This is a genomic window from Mycobacterium sp. E183 (assembly GCF_001667735.1).
Classification (GTDB): Bacteria; Actinomycetota; Actinomycetes; order Mycobacteriales; family Mycobacteriaceae; genus Mycobacterium.
On record NZ_LZJN01000083.1, the window covers coordinates 1 to 12127 of the forward strand.

11 protein-coding genes and 2 pseudogenes are annotated in these 12127 nt (G+C 68.6%); 9 read left to right on the top strand and 4 right to left on the bottom strand.

The features are described 5' to 3' along the window. A pseudogene (locus A5691_RS08255) lies at window positions 1–243 on the bottom strand (helicase HerA-like domain-containing protein); the annotation flags it as partial. Between A5691_RS08255 and A5691_RS08260 the strand changes: the two are divergent. Beyond that, window positions 239–598, top strand: a pseudogene (locus A5691_RS08260) (helicase HerA-like domain-containing protein); the annotation flags it as partial. The pseudogenes A5691_RS08255 and A5691_RS08260 overlap by 5 nt on opposite strands. A gap of 3 nt (window positions 599–601) precedes the next feature. Here A5691_RS08260 and cmrA read toward each other — a convergent pair. Continuing rightward, window positions 602–1408: a mycolate reductase gene (gene cmrA, locus A5691_RS08265; RefSeq protein ID WP_067760606.1), complete on the bottom strand. Its 807-nt coding sequence runs from the start codon at window positions 1406–1408 to the stop codon at window positions 602–604. A gap of 186 nt (window positions 1409–1594) precedes the next feature. Here cmrA and A5691_RS08270 point away from each other — a divergent pair, with 186 nt between their 5' ends. Beyond that, entirely contained in the window at window positions 1595–2944 is a 1350-nt protein-coding gene (locus A5691_RS08270) for an MFS transporter (protein ID WP_067760562.1), read from the top strand. Here A5691_RS08270 and A5691_RS08275 read toward each other — a convergent pair. Both A5691_RS08275 and A5691_RS08280 read right to left on the bottom strand, forming a co-directional pair. Further along, window positions 2941–3720 (bottom strand): MmpS family transport accessory protein, encoded by a 780-nt coding sequence (locus tag A5691_RS08275; protein ID WP_082950205.1) that lies wholly within the window; start codon window positions 3718–3720, stop codon window positions 2941–2943. The genes A5691_RS08270 and A5691_RS08275 overlap by 4 nt on opposite strands. A 62-nt stretch (window positions 3721–3782) precedes the next feature. After that, window positions 3783–4439 (bottom strand): TetR/AcrR family transcriptional regulator, encoded by a 657-nt coding sequence (locus A5691_RS08280; protein ID WP_082950206.1) that lies wholly within the window; start codon window positions 4437–4439, stop codon window positions 3783–3785. A gap of 193 nt (window positions 4440–4632) precedes the next feature. Here A5691_RS08280 and A5691_RS08285 point away from each other — a divergent pair, with 193 nt between their 5' ends. Genes A5691_RS08285 through A5691_RS08315 form a run of 7 tightly spaced genes read left to right on the top strand, consistent with a single transcriptional unit; the run spans window position 4633 to window position 12093 of the window. After that, on the top strand, window positions 4633–5379 hold the full coding sequence (locus tag A5691_RS08285; RefSeq protein WP_067760614.1) for a CoA transferase subunit A: 747 nt from the start codon (window positions 4633–4635) through the stop codon (window positions 5377–5379). Beyond that, window positions 5376–6026, top strand: a complete 651-nt coding sequence (locus A5691_RS08290; RefSeq protein WP_068015726.1) for a CoA transferase subunit B — start codon at window positions 5376–5378, stop codon at window positions 6024–6026. The genes A5691_RS08285 and A5691_RS08290 overlap by 4 nt, the downstream gene beginning before the upstream one ends. Before the next feature lie 11 nt (window positions 6027–6037). Next, window positions 6038–7609: a carboxyl transferase domain-containing protein gene (locus tag A5691_RS08295; protein WP_068015723.1), complete on the top strand. Its 1572-nt coding sequence runs from the start codon at window positions 6038–6040 to the stop codon at window positions 7607–7609. A 5-nt stretch (window positions 7610–7614) separates the two neighbouring features. After that, window positions 7615–9621 carry an acetyl/propionyl/methylcrotonyl-CoA carboxylase subunit alpha gene (locus A5691_RS08300; protein WP_068015743.1) on the top strand — a complete coding sequence of 669 codons (2007 nt, stop codon included), beginning with the start codon at window positions 7615–7617 and terminating at the stop codon, window positions 9619–9621. Then, window positions 9618–10784: an acyl-CoA dehydrogenase family protein gene (locus A5691_RS08305; protein ID WP_067780424.1), complete on the top strand. Its 1167-nt coding sequence runs from the start codon at window positions 9618–9620 to the stop codon at window positions 10782–10784. The genes A5691_RS08300 and A5691_RS08305 overlap by 4 nt, the downstream gene beginning before the upstream one ends. Further along, on the top strand, window positions 10766–11275 hold the full coding sequence (locus A5691_RS08310; protein ID WP_156675552.1) for a MaoC family dehydratase: 510 nt from the start codon (window positions 10766–10768) through the stop codon (window positions 11273–11275). The genes A5691_RS08305 and A5691_RS08310 overlap by 19 nt, the downstream gene beginning before the upstream one ends. Further along, window positions 11272–12093, top strand: a complete 822-nt coding sequence (locus A5691_RS08315) for a CoA ester lyase (RefSeq protein WP_067760575.1) — start codon at window positions 11272–11274, stop codon at window positions 12091–12093. Before A5691_RS08310 ends, A5691_RS08315 begins: the two co-directional genes overlap by 4 nt. Window positions 12094–12127: the final 34 nt, after the last annotated feature.

Consider the following 12127-nt stretch of genomic DNA (forward strand, 5'->3'; position numbering starts at 1 on the left):
CGCACTGCTTTTCGCCGTGGCCGCTATCGCGTCGTTTCCAATCGACGCCATCAGCGACCGCGGCACGCGCATGCGGGTCCACGCGACGGGCGTGGGCGCGCCCTTCTCGGACAGCACCGTGACCACGGCCTCCCCGATACCCAGCGACGTCAGCGCCGATTCCAGGTCGTAGACATCGGTTTTCGGATACGTCCGCACGGTCTTGCTCAGCGCCTGTTGATCGTCGGGGGTGAACGCCCGCATGCGCGTGCCGCGGTCGCTGATGGCGTCGATTGGAAACGACGCGATAGCGGCCACGGCGAAAAGCAGTGCGCTGCAGCAGAAATACGGTCAGACGATCGAGCAACCGGCGCAGCCCCAGGCCGGTGCGCCGGATACTCAGGCCCAGCCGCCGCAGGCCCTGCCGCCGCAGGCCCAGTCCGACTACCCGCCCGTCCCGGCGAACGAGCCGCCGCCGCCGATGCCACAGCCGGCGGAGCCGAAAGGCCCCGCCATGTGGGAGGAGGTGCTGAGTAACCCGACGGTGAAAAGCGGCATCAACACGGCGATACGCGAGATCACCAAAAACATCTTCGGCACCGGCCGCCGCCGGAAGTAGGGGCTAGCTGCCGCCCAGCTTCTTGTAGAAGCTGCCGACGATGGGCGCGACGATAGCGCGCGGGGCGTACCCGCTGGCCACCGACATCGCCTTCGACGTCAGGCCCGGAACCACCCGCATCTTGTTGCGCGCCAAGGCATCCAGCGACACCTGGGCGGTGTGTTCGGTGGAGATCCACAGGAATTCCGGCACCAGCCGCTCGACCAGCGACCGTTCGGCGTCGTCGGGCAGGTCGGTGCGCACGGGTCCGGGAGCCAGCAGCGTGACGTGCACGCCCGAGTGGCGCAGTTCGCCGCGCAGCGACTCGCTGAAGGTGTTCGCGAACGCCTTGCTGGCCGCGTAGGTGGCGTTGTAGGGAATCGGCGAATTGCCCGCTGCCGAACCGGAAATCAGGATCCCGCCGGCCCTGCGCTCGACCATGCCGGGCAGCACCGCCAACGTCAGGTCGTGCACGCCCAGCACATTCAGCTGCAGCTGGGCCTTCTCGCCATTGGGATTCAACGTCGCCACCGGGCCGAAGGTCGCGGTGCCGGCATTGGCGCACAGGATCGAAATGGGCCGGGCGGCCAGTTCTTCGCACAATTTCGCCCGTTCGCCAGGATCGGCGAGGTCGGCGGGGCGCACGTCGACCGTGACGCGGTACTTGTCGCTCAGGCGAGCGGCCAGTTCGTTGAGCAGGTCTTCGCGTCGCGCGGTGACGATCAGGCTGTGTCCGCGCGCGGCCAGTTCGGTGGCCAGCGCCTCGCCGATGTTCTGCGAGGCTCCGGTCACAACGGCACGCGCGTCTGGGCTGGGCGCGGGGATCGGCATGAGCCAATCGTAGACAGCGAGCGCGGCGCAGTCGGGCGCGGCGGGTCGGCTGCCGAACACATTGCAGCGATCGCGAGCGCGGCGAAGCCGGGCGCGGCGGGTCGGCTGCCAAACACATTGCAGCGATCGCGAGCGCGGCGAAGCCGGGCGCGGCGGGTCGGCTGCCAAACACATAGGCTGCCGGGCATGGGCCAGCCGTCGTCGCGTTCACTCACGCCGGTGCCGTCCCGGGTGGTGGCGTGGGCGCTATGGGATTGCGGCTCCACCGGCCTGAACGCGATCGTGGCAACCTTCGTCTTCTCGGTGTATCTGACCACCAGCGTGGGGGTGGGCATCTCCGGCGCCACCACGCCGGCAAGCTGGTTGGGGCGCGCCGCCGCCATCGCCGGGTTGACGGTCGCGCTGCTGGCGCCGGCCGTCGGCGTGTGGGTGGAGTCCCCACATCGCCGGCGGGTGGCCTTGAGCGTGTTGACCGCGTTGGCCGTCGCGCTGACGTGCGCGATGTTCTTCATCCACGACCGCCCCGGCTACCTGTGGGCCGGGCTGGTGCTGATGGGGGCTACGGCGGCCTGCAGCGACCTGGCCAGCGTCCCGTATAACGCCATGCTGCGCCAACTTTCGACGCCGCAGACCGCCGGCCGGATTTCGGGTCTGGGCTGGGCGGCGGGTTACGTCGGCAGCGTCCTGCTGTTGCTCGTGGTCTACAGCGGATTCATCTCCGGGCGGGGCTCCGGGCCGGATGCGACGCGTGGGTTCTTGCGGGTGCCCATTCACGACGGCCTTTACGTCCGCGAGGCGATGTTGGTCGCGGCGGCCTGGCTGGCGATCTTTGCCTTGCCGTTGTTGTTCGTCGCGCATCGGCTTCCCGACTCGGGCGAGATCTACGAGCCGACGAGCATGCTCGGTGGTTATCGCAAGCTGTGGAGCGAGGTCTCCGCGGAGTGGCGGCGAGACCGCAATCTGGTCTACTTCCTATTCGCCAGCGCACTTTTCCGAGACGGGCTGGCGGCGATCTTCGCGTTCGGCGCCGTGCTCGGCGTCAACGTGTACGGCATCTCGCAGGGTGACGTGCTGGTGTTCGGTGTGGTGGCCAGCGTGGTGGCGGCGGTAGGGGCGGTCCTGGGCGGGTTCGTCGATCACCGGGTCGGGTCGAAACCCGTCATCGTGACTTCGCTGGCCGCGATCGTCGTCTTAGGGCTCACCCTGATGCTGCTGTCCGGTTCGGTGGCGTTCTGGATCTGTGGGCTCCTGCTGTGCATGTTCATCGGGCCGTCGCAGTCGTCCTCGCGTGCCCTGCTGCTGCAGATGGCCAAACACGGCAGGGAAGGCGTCGCCTTCGGCCTGTACACGATGACCGGGCGGGCGGTCGCGTTCGTCGCGCCGTGGCTGTTCTCGGTCTTCGTGGACGTATTCGGCGCCGTGCGCGCCGGGCTGGGCGGCATCTCACTGGTACTGCTCGCCGGTCTGCTGGCCATGCTGGCGGTCCGGGTTCCGGCCCGCGGCGCCCTCGCGGCCGAACCGTCGGGGGGCGGTTAGCTCCTCGAGTCGCAGATCGTCAGGCCCACGCCGACGCGCTTGCTCATCTGGACACCGTCGACGGTGACCGAGCACGTGACGTTGTGGCCGATGTTGACGACCGTGACGTTGGCCGGGTGCACCGCCGCCTTGGACAGGCTGACCTCTTTGGTCCACGGCAGCGCGACGTTGAATTCGGTTTGGATCAGGTCGCCGGTGTCGATGTACATGATGCTGATCGCCCGGCCCTCGCCGGCCACGCTGTAGACGATGTCCTGCATCGCGGCCGGGCCGGTGGACTCGGTGGGCGTCGGGGAGCCGCCGGTGGGCGGCACCGGCGCCGGAATGCGCGGCGTCGACGTGCGGGTGGACGGGCTCGGCAGCGTCGGAGTCGTCTCCGGCATGGCGGGCAGCGGCGGGACGGCGGTCTGAGTCTTGATCGCGTCGTTCACCAGCACCAGGGCAATGACCAGGGCGACCACCAGCAGCACGGCGGCGCCGGCGACGATCCACAGCCACCGCGGCGGAGGTTTCGGGCCATCCGGCGGCGGGGGAGCCGACCCCGGGTGTTGTCCGGACGGAGGCAGCTCGTGCTGCCAGTACGCCGGCAACTCTCTGGTGGTGTTGGTCTCGTTCATGTTGGGTGCCCACGGCGGAGCCTGCCCGCCATAGGTGGGCGCGTAGGGCGCCTGATCGGCGTACGCGGGGTCGGCGGGCGGATACCACGGGCCCTGCGGTCCCGACCCCGGCAGAGAGGGGCTGAACCGGTCGGTGGGACGTGAATCGTTCATGTCCACCTCATGGATTGCAGAGTACCTGCGCCGGGCGCACGAACGGCGAATCACCTCACAGCGGTGACTCAGGGGCACTGGTTCCCGGCGGCCAGCGCGGCGACGGTCATCGCCCGCATCACGGCGCGCGACCGCGCGGTGCGGGCCGACTTTCCGCGCGACATGTCGGGGGATTTCATGCTGTGTGGCGTCGAATTGAGGAGGCCGAAGACCGCGTGGGCCGCCAGCCGGGCGTCGGCCTCGGCTAGGTCGGGGTCCAGCTCGCGCAGCACCCCGACCCACACCTCGACGTATTGGCGTTGCGCTTTGCGCACCTGTTTCTCGGCCGCTTCGGGCAGGTGCGCGAGGTCGCGGTCCTGGATGCGGATCAGGTCGGGCTCGCCGAACGCGAAGTCCAGGTGGAAGTCGATCAGCCCGTCCAGCGCCGTCGCCGCGTCGGAGCTGCGAGCCCGCACGCCGCGAGCGCCCGCGAGCAGGCGGGCGCTGATGCCCACCAGCAGCTCCACCAGCAGCGACTCCTTGTTGGGGAAGTGCCGGTAGATGGCGGGGCCGCTGACACCGGCAGCGGCCCCGATGTCTTCCAGCCGCACCGCGAGGAAGCCGCGCTCGGCGAACAGGCGCTCGGCGGCCGCCAGCAGCTGGAGACGCCGGTCGGATTTCAACTGGCTGCGTCGATTTGGGACATCCGGCGCGCTGGGTTGGCCGTCCGAGGTGGACGTTGTCATGACGAACCCCCGTCCGGTTGGTTAATCGTCACTAACTTAGCACGAGTCTTCGACCGGTTAACCTGCCCTAATGGACGGCGACGGCCCGGTCTTGCCGTCCCTGGACCGGGGGGATCGACGATGGTATTCTCACCCTGAGTTAATGGAGATTAACTCAAAAACCCCGCCCGACGGCAAGGAGGCTGCTGCGGCGATGGACAAGGTGGTGGCAACGGCCGCCGAGGCGGTTGCCGACATAACCGACGGGTCGTCTTTGGCGGTCGGGGGCTTCGGGTTCTGCGGCATCCCCGAGGCGTTGATCGCCGCGCTGGTCGAGACCGGCGTGCGCGACCTGGAGACGGTGTCCAACAACTGCGGCGGTTACGGCGTCGGACTGGAAGCGCTGTTGCACCACAAGCGAATTCGCCGGGCCGTCGCCTCGTATTTCGGTGACAACAGGGAATTCGCCCGCCAGTTCCTCGCCGGTGAACTGGAGGTGGAGCTCACCCCGCAGGGCACGCTCGCGGAGCGGTTGCGCGCCGGTGGCGCCGGCATCCCTGCGTTCTACACGCCCGCGGGCGTCGGCACCCCCGTCGCCGACGGCGGCCTGCCGTGGCGCTACGACGCTTCCGGCGGGGTGGCGGTGATGTCGCCGCCCAAGGAAACGCGCGAGTTCGACGGCGTGACCTACGTTCTCGAGCGGGCGATCCGCACCGACTTCGCGCTGGTGCACGCCTGGAAGGGCGACCGGCACGGCAATCTCGTCTACCGGGCGGCCGCGGCGAACTTCAACCCCGACTGCGCCACGGCCGGCAGGATCACCATCGCGGAGGTCGAGCATCTGGTCGAGCCGGGCGAGATCGACCCCGCCGCGGTGCACACGCCCGGCGTCTTCGTGCATCGGGTGGTGCATGTGCCGGACCCGGCCAAGCCGATCGAGAAGGTGACGGTGCGCCCGTGAGCTGGAGCAAGCAGGGCCTGGCCGCACGGGTGGCCGCCGAATTCGAGGATGGCCAATACGTCAACCTCGGCATCGGGATGCCCACGCTGGTGCCCAACCACATTCCGGCCGGTGTCACCGTCGTCGTACATTCGGAAAACGGAATCCTGGGCGTGGGCCCGTATCCGGAGCCCGAGGACGTCGACGCGGATCTGATCAACGCGGGTAAGGAGACGATCACCACGATGCCGGGTGCGGCGTTCTTCGGTTCCTCCGCCTCGTTCGGCATCATCCGCGGCGGACACCTCGACGTCGCCGTGCTGGGGGCCATGCAGGTCTCGGCCACCGGCGACCTCGCCAACTGGATGATTCCCGGAAAGCTGGTCAAGGGCATGGGTGGCGCCATGGACCTCGTCCACGGCGCCCGGAAGGTGATCGCGATGATGGAGCACACGGCCCGCGACGGCAGCCCGAAAGTCGTTGAGCGGTGCACCCTTCCGTTGACGGGTGCGGGTTGTGTCAACCGCATCATCACCGACTTGGCCGTCATCGACGTATGCGATGACGGTTTGCACCTGGTCGAGACCGCCCCCGGCGTTTCGGTCGACGAGGTGCTCGACAAGACCGAACCGCCGCTTGTGCTGGCGAGGACCGGGAGGCATTCGTGAGTTCAGCAGTGATGACCGCGCCATCGTTCGCCGACGAGCATCGCCGGCTGGTAGCCGAGTTGAACGCCAAGCTGGCGGCCGCCGCGCTGGGCGGCAACGAACGCGCCCGCGAACGTCACGTCAGCCGCGGCAAGCTACTGCCGCGCGAACGGGTGGATCGACTGCTCGACCCCGGCAGCCCGTTCCTGGAGTTGGCCCCGCTGGCGGCCAACGGCATGTACGACGACGAATCCCCCGGCGCCGGAATCATCACCGGGATCGGCCGGGTGTCGGGGCGCGAGTGCGTGATCGTCGCCAACGACGCCACGGTCAAGGGCGGCACCTACTACCCGATGACCGTCAAAAAGCACCTGCGCGCACAGGAAGTCGCCCTGCAGAATCGCCTGCCGTGCATCTACCTGGTGGACTCCGGGGGCGCCTTCCTGCCCCGCCAGGACGAGGTGTTCCCCGACCGCGAGCATTTCGGCCGGATCTTCTACAACCAAGCGACCATGAGCGCCAAGGAGATTCCCCAAGTGGCCGCGGTCCTGGGATCGTGCACGGCGGGCGGCGCCTACGTGCCTGCCATGAGCGACGAGGCCGTCATCGTGCGCGAGCAGGGGACGATCTTCCTCGGCGGTCCGCCCCTGGTGAAGGCCGCCACCGGCGAGGTCGTATCGGCCGAGGAACTCGGCGGCGGCGACCTGCACTCGCGGGTCTCCGGTGTCACCGACCACCTCGCCGACGACGACGAGCACGCGCTGCGCATCGTGCGGGCCATCGCCGCGACCTTCGGCCCCCGTGAACCCGGCCAGTGGGAGGTCCGGCCCGTGGTCGAGCCCAAGCATCCGCAGAGCGAGCTCTACGACGTGGTGCCGCCCGATCCGCGGGTGCCCTATGACGTGCACGAGGTGGTCGTTCGGCTGGTCGACGGCGGCGAATTCAGTGAGTTCAAGGCCAATTACGGCAAGACGCTGATGACCGCGTTCGCCCGCATCCACGGACACCCGGTCGGGATCATCGCCAACAACGGCGTCCTGTTCAGCGAATCCGCTCTGAAGGGCGCCCATTTCATCGAGCTGTGCGACAAGCGCAAGATCCCCCTGTTGTTCCTGCAGAACATCGCCGGTTTCATGGTCGGCCGCGACTACGAGGCCGGCGGCATCGCCAAGCACGGCGCCAAGATGGTGACCGCCGTGGCCTGCGCCCGGGTGCCCAAACTGACCGTCGTGATCGGCGGATCCTATGGCGCGGGCAACTATTCGATGTGCGGTCGGGCGTACTCGCCGCGCTTCCTGTGGATGTGGCCCAACGCCCGCATCTCGGTCATGGGTGGCGAGCAGGCGGCATCGGTGCTGGCGACGGTGCGCGGCGAGCAGCTCGCCGCGGCCGGTAAACCGTGGCCGCCCGACGAGGAGGAGGCGTTCAAGGCGCCCATCCGCGCGCAATACGAGGACCAGGGCAACCCGTACTATTCGACCGCCCGCCTGTGGGACGACGGCATCATCGATCCCGCCGACACCAGAACCGTTGTCGGGCTGGCCCTTTCGGTATGCGCCCATGCCCCGCTAGATCCGGTCTCCTACGGCGTCTTCCGGATGTGATGACCATGTTCGAGACCGTATTGGTGGCCAACCGCGGCGAGATCGCGGTCCGTGTCATGCGCACCCTGCGCCGGCTGGGTATCCGATCGGTCGCGGTGTACAGCGACTCCGACGCCAACGCCCGCCATGTGCTCGAGGCCGACACGGCCGTTCGTCTGGGGCCCGCCGCCGCGCGGGAGAGCTACCTCGACATCGGGAAGGTGCTCGACGCGGCGGCGCGCACCGGCGCCCAGGCGATCCATCCCGGCTACGGATTCCTCTCCGAAAACGCCGAATTCGCCGCCGCCTGCGAGCGGGCCGGCGTGGTGTTCCTCGGCCCGCCGGCGCGGGCCATCCAGGTGATGGGCGACAAGATCACCGCCAAGAACGCGGTAGCCGCCTTCGACGTGCCGGTCGTTCCCGGCGTGGCCAAGCCCGGACTGAGCGACGACGAGTTGGTGGCGGCCGCCGAAGATGTCGGCTATCCGGTCTTGATCAAGCCCTCGGCGGGCGGCGGCGGCAAGGGCATGCGCCTGGTGGACGACCCGAGCCGGCTGCGCGACGCGCTGGTGGGCGCGCGACGGGAGGCCGCCGCGTCGTTCGGTGACGACACCCTGTTTCTGGAGCGATTCGTACTGCGCCCCAGGCATATCGAAGTACAGGTGCTCGCCGACACGCACGGCAACGTGGTGCACCTGGGCGAGCGCGAGTGCAGCCTGCAGCGGCGCCACCAGAAGGTGATCGAGGAGGCGCCGTCGCCCCTGCTCGACCCGCAGACACGCGCGCGTATCGGGGCGGCGGCCTGCAACACCGCCCGCAGCGTCGATTACGTCGGCGCGGGCACGGTGGAGTTCATCGTCTCCGCCGACCGGCCGGACGAGTTCTTCTTCATGGAGATGAACACCCGCCTGCAGGTGGAACACCCGGTCACCGAGGCGGTTACCGGCCTGGACCTGGTGGAGTGGCAGCTGCGGGTGGCCGCGGGCGAGAAGCTGGGGTTCGCGCAGGACGACATCGAACTGCGGGGCCACGCGATCGAGGCCCGGGTGTACGCCGAGGATCCCGCCCGGGGATTCCTCCCCACCGGCGGCCAGGTGCTGCAGGTATCCGAACCGTCCGGCGCCGGCGTGCGGGTGGACTCGTCGCTGCTGGCGGGCACGGTGGTCGGCAGCGATTACGACCCGATGCTGAGCAAGGTGATCGCCTACGGCGAGGACCGCGACGAGGCGCTCGCGAAACTCGACGCGGCGCTGGCAAAGACCGCAATCCTGGGCGTGCAGACCAACATCGAATTCCTTCGGTTCCTGCTCGCCGACGAGCGGGTGCGCGCCGGCGACCTCGACACGGCGCTGCTGGACGAGCGGGTAGCGGACTTCGCGCCGCGGCCCGCCCCCGACGACGTGCTCGCCGCCGGGGGGCTTTATCGCCAGTGGGCGCTGGACCGTCGCGCCGCGGGCAACCTCTGGGCCGCGCCGACCGGATGGCGGGTCGGGGGTGCACCCGCTCCCGTGCGGACCGAGATGCAGACGCCGCTGCGCAGCGACACCGTGTCGGTTTGGGGGCCACCCACCGACGCCCGGGTGCAGGTCGGTGCGGGCGAGATCCATTCCGCCACCGCGCAAGTCGACGAGGACCGCATGGACGTCACGCTGGACGGGGTGCGCCGTGAATATCGCTGGGCGGAGGCCGACCGACACCTGTGGATCGCCGACGATCGCGGAGCGTGGCACCTGCGCGAGGCCGAGGAACACAAGATCCACCGCGCGGCCGGTGGGCAGCAGGCCGAGATCCTCAGCCCGATGCCGGGCAGCGTGATCGCGGTGCAGGCCGCCTCGGGTGCCGAGGTGTCCGAGGGCGACGTCGTGGTGGTCGTTGAGGCGATGAAGATGGAACACTCGCTCTCCGCGCCGGTTTCGGGACGAGTGGAGCTCCTGGTGTCCGTCGGCGATCAAGTCACCGTCGACCAGGTACTGGCCCGGCTGGTGCCCGAAGAGCCCGAAGCAGCAGCCGATTCGAGTAAGGACGAAACATGACGACATCCATTGCCGCGGGAACGCTTCCCAAGGAATACGAGGATCTGCGCGACACGGTGGCCGAGTTCGCGCGCACCGTGGTCGCGCCCGTCTCGGCCAAACACGATGAGGAGCACAGCTTCCCCTACGAAGTCGTCGCCAAGATGGGCGAGATGGGGTTGTTCGGCCTGCCGTTCCCCGAGGAGTACGGCGGCATGGGAGGCGACTACTTCGCCTTGTCGCTGGCGCTCGAGGAACTCGGCAAGTTCGACCAATCGGTGGCGATCACCTTGGAGGCCGGCGTCAGCCTCGGCGCGATGCCGATCTACCGCTTCGGCTCAGAAGAGCAGAAGAGCAAGTGGCTGCCGGACTTGACGGCCGGCCGGGCGCTGGCCGCGTTCGGGCTCACCGAGCCGGGTGCCGGTTCCGATGCGGGCGCCACCCGGACCACGGCGCGCCTCGACGACGGGGAGTGGGTGATCAACGGCTCCAAGCAGTTCATCACCAACTCCGGCACCGACATCACGAAACTGGTCACCGTTACCGCGGTCACGGGGACGATCGGTGACGGCAAGAAAGAGATCTCGACGATCATCGTGCCCAATGGCACACCGGGATTCACCGTCGAACCGGTTTACAGCAAGGTTGGCTGGAACGCCTCGGACACCCATCCGCTGAGCTTCGCCGATGCCCGCGTCCCGGAGGAGAACCTGCTCGGTCCCCGCGGCACCGGCTACGCCAACTTCCTGTCCATCCTGGACGAGGGCCGCATCGCGATCGCCGCGCTGGCAACCGGCGCCGCCCAGGGTTGCGTCGACGAGAGCGTCAAGTATGCCAAGGAGCGCCAATCGTTCGGGCAGCCGATCGGCTCCTATCAGGCGATCAGCTTCAAGATCGCCCGGATGGAAGCGCGCGCGCATGTCGCCCGCACTGCTTACTACGATGCGGCGGCAAAGATGTTGGCGGGCAAGCCCTTCAAGAAGGAGGCAGCCATCGCGAAGATGATCGCGTCGGAAGCGGCCATGGATAACGCCCGAGACGCGACCCAGATTCACGGCGGATACGGCTTCATGAATGAGTACCCGGTGGCGCGGCACTACCGCGACAGCAAGATCCTCGAGATTGGCGAGGGGACCACCGAGGTTCAGTTGATGCTCATCGCGCGATCGCTGGGGCTGTCGTGAGCGACAAGTCAATCCTCCAGCGCGGACTGTGGTTCGAGGAATTCGAGATCGGCACGACGTACCTGCACCGGCCCGGCCGCACCATCACCGAGGCCGACAACGTCTTGTTCACCACGCTGACGATGAACACCCAGTCGCTGCACCTGGACGCGGCGTGGGCCGCCGAGCAGCCGGGCTTCCGGGGCGAGCGGTTGGTGAATTCGATGTTCACGCTGTCCACGCTGGTCGGGTTGTCGGTGTCGCAGCTGACGCTGGGCACCATCGTCGCCAACCTGGGCTTTTCCGAGGTGTCATTCCCCAAACCAGTCTTCCACGGCGACACGCTGTACGCCGAGACCGTATGTACCGGCAAGCGCGAGTCGAAGAGCCGGCCAGGGGAAGGGATCGTCACGCTCGAGCACACGGGGCGCAACCAGCACGGTGACGTCGTGGCGCGGGCGATGCGGACGACGCTGGTTCAGAAGCGGCCGGACGGGGAGGAGTCCCGATGAACCTGCAAGCCGCCGGTCCGGGCTGGCTGTTCTGCCCGGCGGACCGTCCCGAGCGATTCGCCAAGGCGGCGGCCGCGGCCGACGTGGTGATCCTCGACCTGGAGGACGGCGTGGCCGAGGCGGACAAGCCCGCCGCGCGCAAGGCGCTGCGCGAGACCCCGCTGGATCCCGAGCGCACCGTGGTGCGGATCAACGCGGCCGGCACCGAGGAGCACGGCCTCGACCTGGACGCCCTGGCCGAGACGCCCTACACGACCGTGATGCTGTCCAAGACGGAATCGGCCGCGCAGGTTTCGGCGCTTTCGCCGCGCGACGTCATCGCGCTGATCGAGACGCCCCGCGGTGCGGTCTTCAGCACCGAGATCGCCGCCGCGGAGGGGACCGTCGCCATGATGTGGGGTGCAGAGGACCTCGTCGCGGCCCTGGGTGGCAGTTCCAGCCGCCTGGCCGACGGCACCTACCGCGACTTTGCCCGCCACGTCCGGTCGACGGTCCTGCTGGCGGCGTCCACCTTCGGCCGGGCCGCCCTGGATGCGGTGCATCTGGACATCCACGACGTCGACGGCTTGCGGGCCGAAGCCGCCGACGCCGTCGCCGTGGGTTTCCACGGAACCGTCTGCATCCACCCGACTCAGATCCCGGTCGTGCGCGACGCCTACCGTCCCAGCGAGGAGAAACTCGACTGGGCGCGAAGAGTATTGGATGCGGCGCGCACCGAGCGCGGCGTTTTCGCGTTCGAGGGCCAGATGGTGGACTCGCCGGTGCTCAAGCACGCGGAAATGCTCGTGCGCAGGGCGGGGCAGTCCGCCGCCGGCTGAAACCGCGAAAGCAGTGTCACCGGCGATATTCGGA

What these genes read in the sequence shown, in the direction of transcription:
- cmrA (WP_067760606.1), bottom strand. Translation starts at nt 1,408, where the DNA reads ATGCCGATCCCCGCGCCCAGCCCAGACGCGCGTGCCGTTGTGACCGGA.
- A5691_RS08270 (WP_067760562.1), top strand. Translation starts at nt 1,595, where the DNA reads ATGGGCCAGCCGTCGTCGCGTTCACTCACGCCGGTGCCGTCCCGGGTG.
- A5691_RS08280 (WP_082950206.1), bottom strand. Translation starts at nt 4,439, where the DNA reads ATGACAACGTCCACCTCGGACGGCCAACCCAGCGCGCCGGATGTCCCA.
- A5691_RS08285 (WP_067760614.1), top strand. Translation starts at nt 4,633, where the DNA reads ATGGACAAGGTGGTGGCAACGGCCGCCGAGGCGGTTGCCGACATAACC.
- A5691_RS08295 (WP_068015723.1), top strand. Translation starts at nt 6,038, where the DNA reads ATGACCGCGCCATCGTTCGCCGACGAGCATCGCCGGCTGGTAGCCGAG.
- A5691_RS08300 (WP_068015743.1), top strand. Translation starts at nt 7,615, where the DNA reads ATGTTCGAGACCGTATTGGTGGCCAACCGCGGCGAGATCGCGGTCCGT.
- A5691_RS08305 (WP_067780424.1), top strand. Translation starts at nt 9,618, where the DNA reads ATGACGACATCCATTGCCGCGGGAACGCTTCCCAAGGAATACGAGGAT.
- A5691_RS08315 (WP_067760575.1), top strand. Translation starts at nt 11,272, where the DNA reads ATGAACCTGCAAGCCGCCGGTCCGGGCTGGCTGTTCTGCCCGGCGGAC.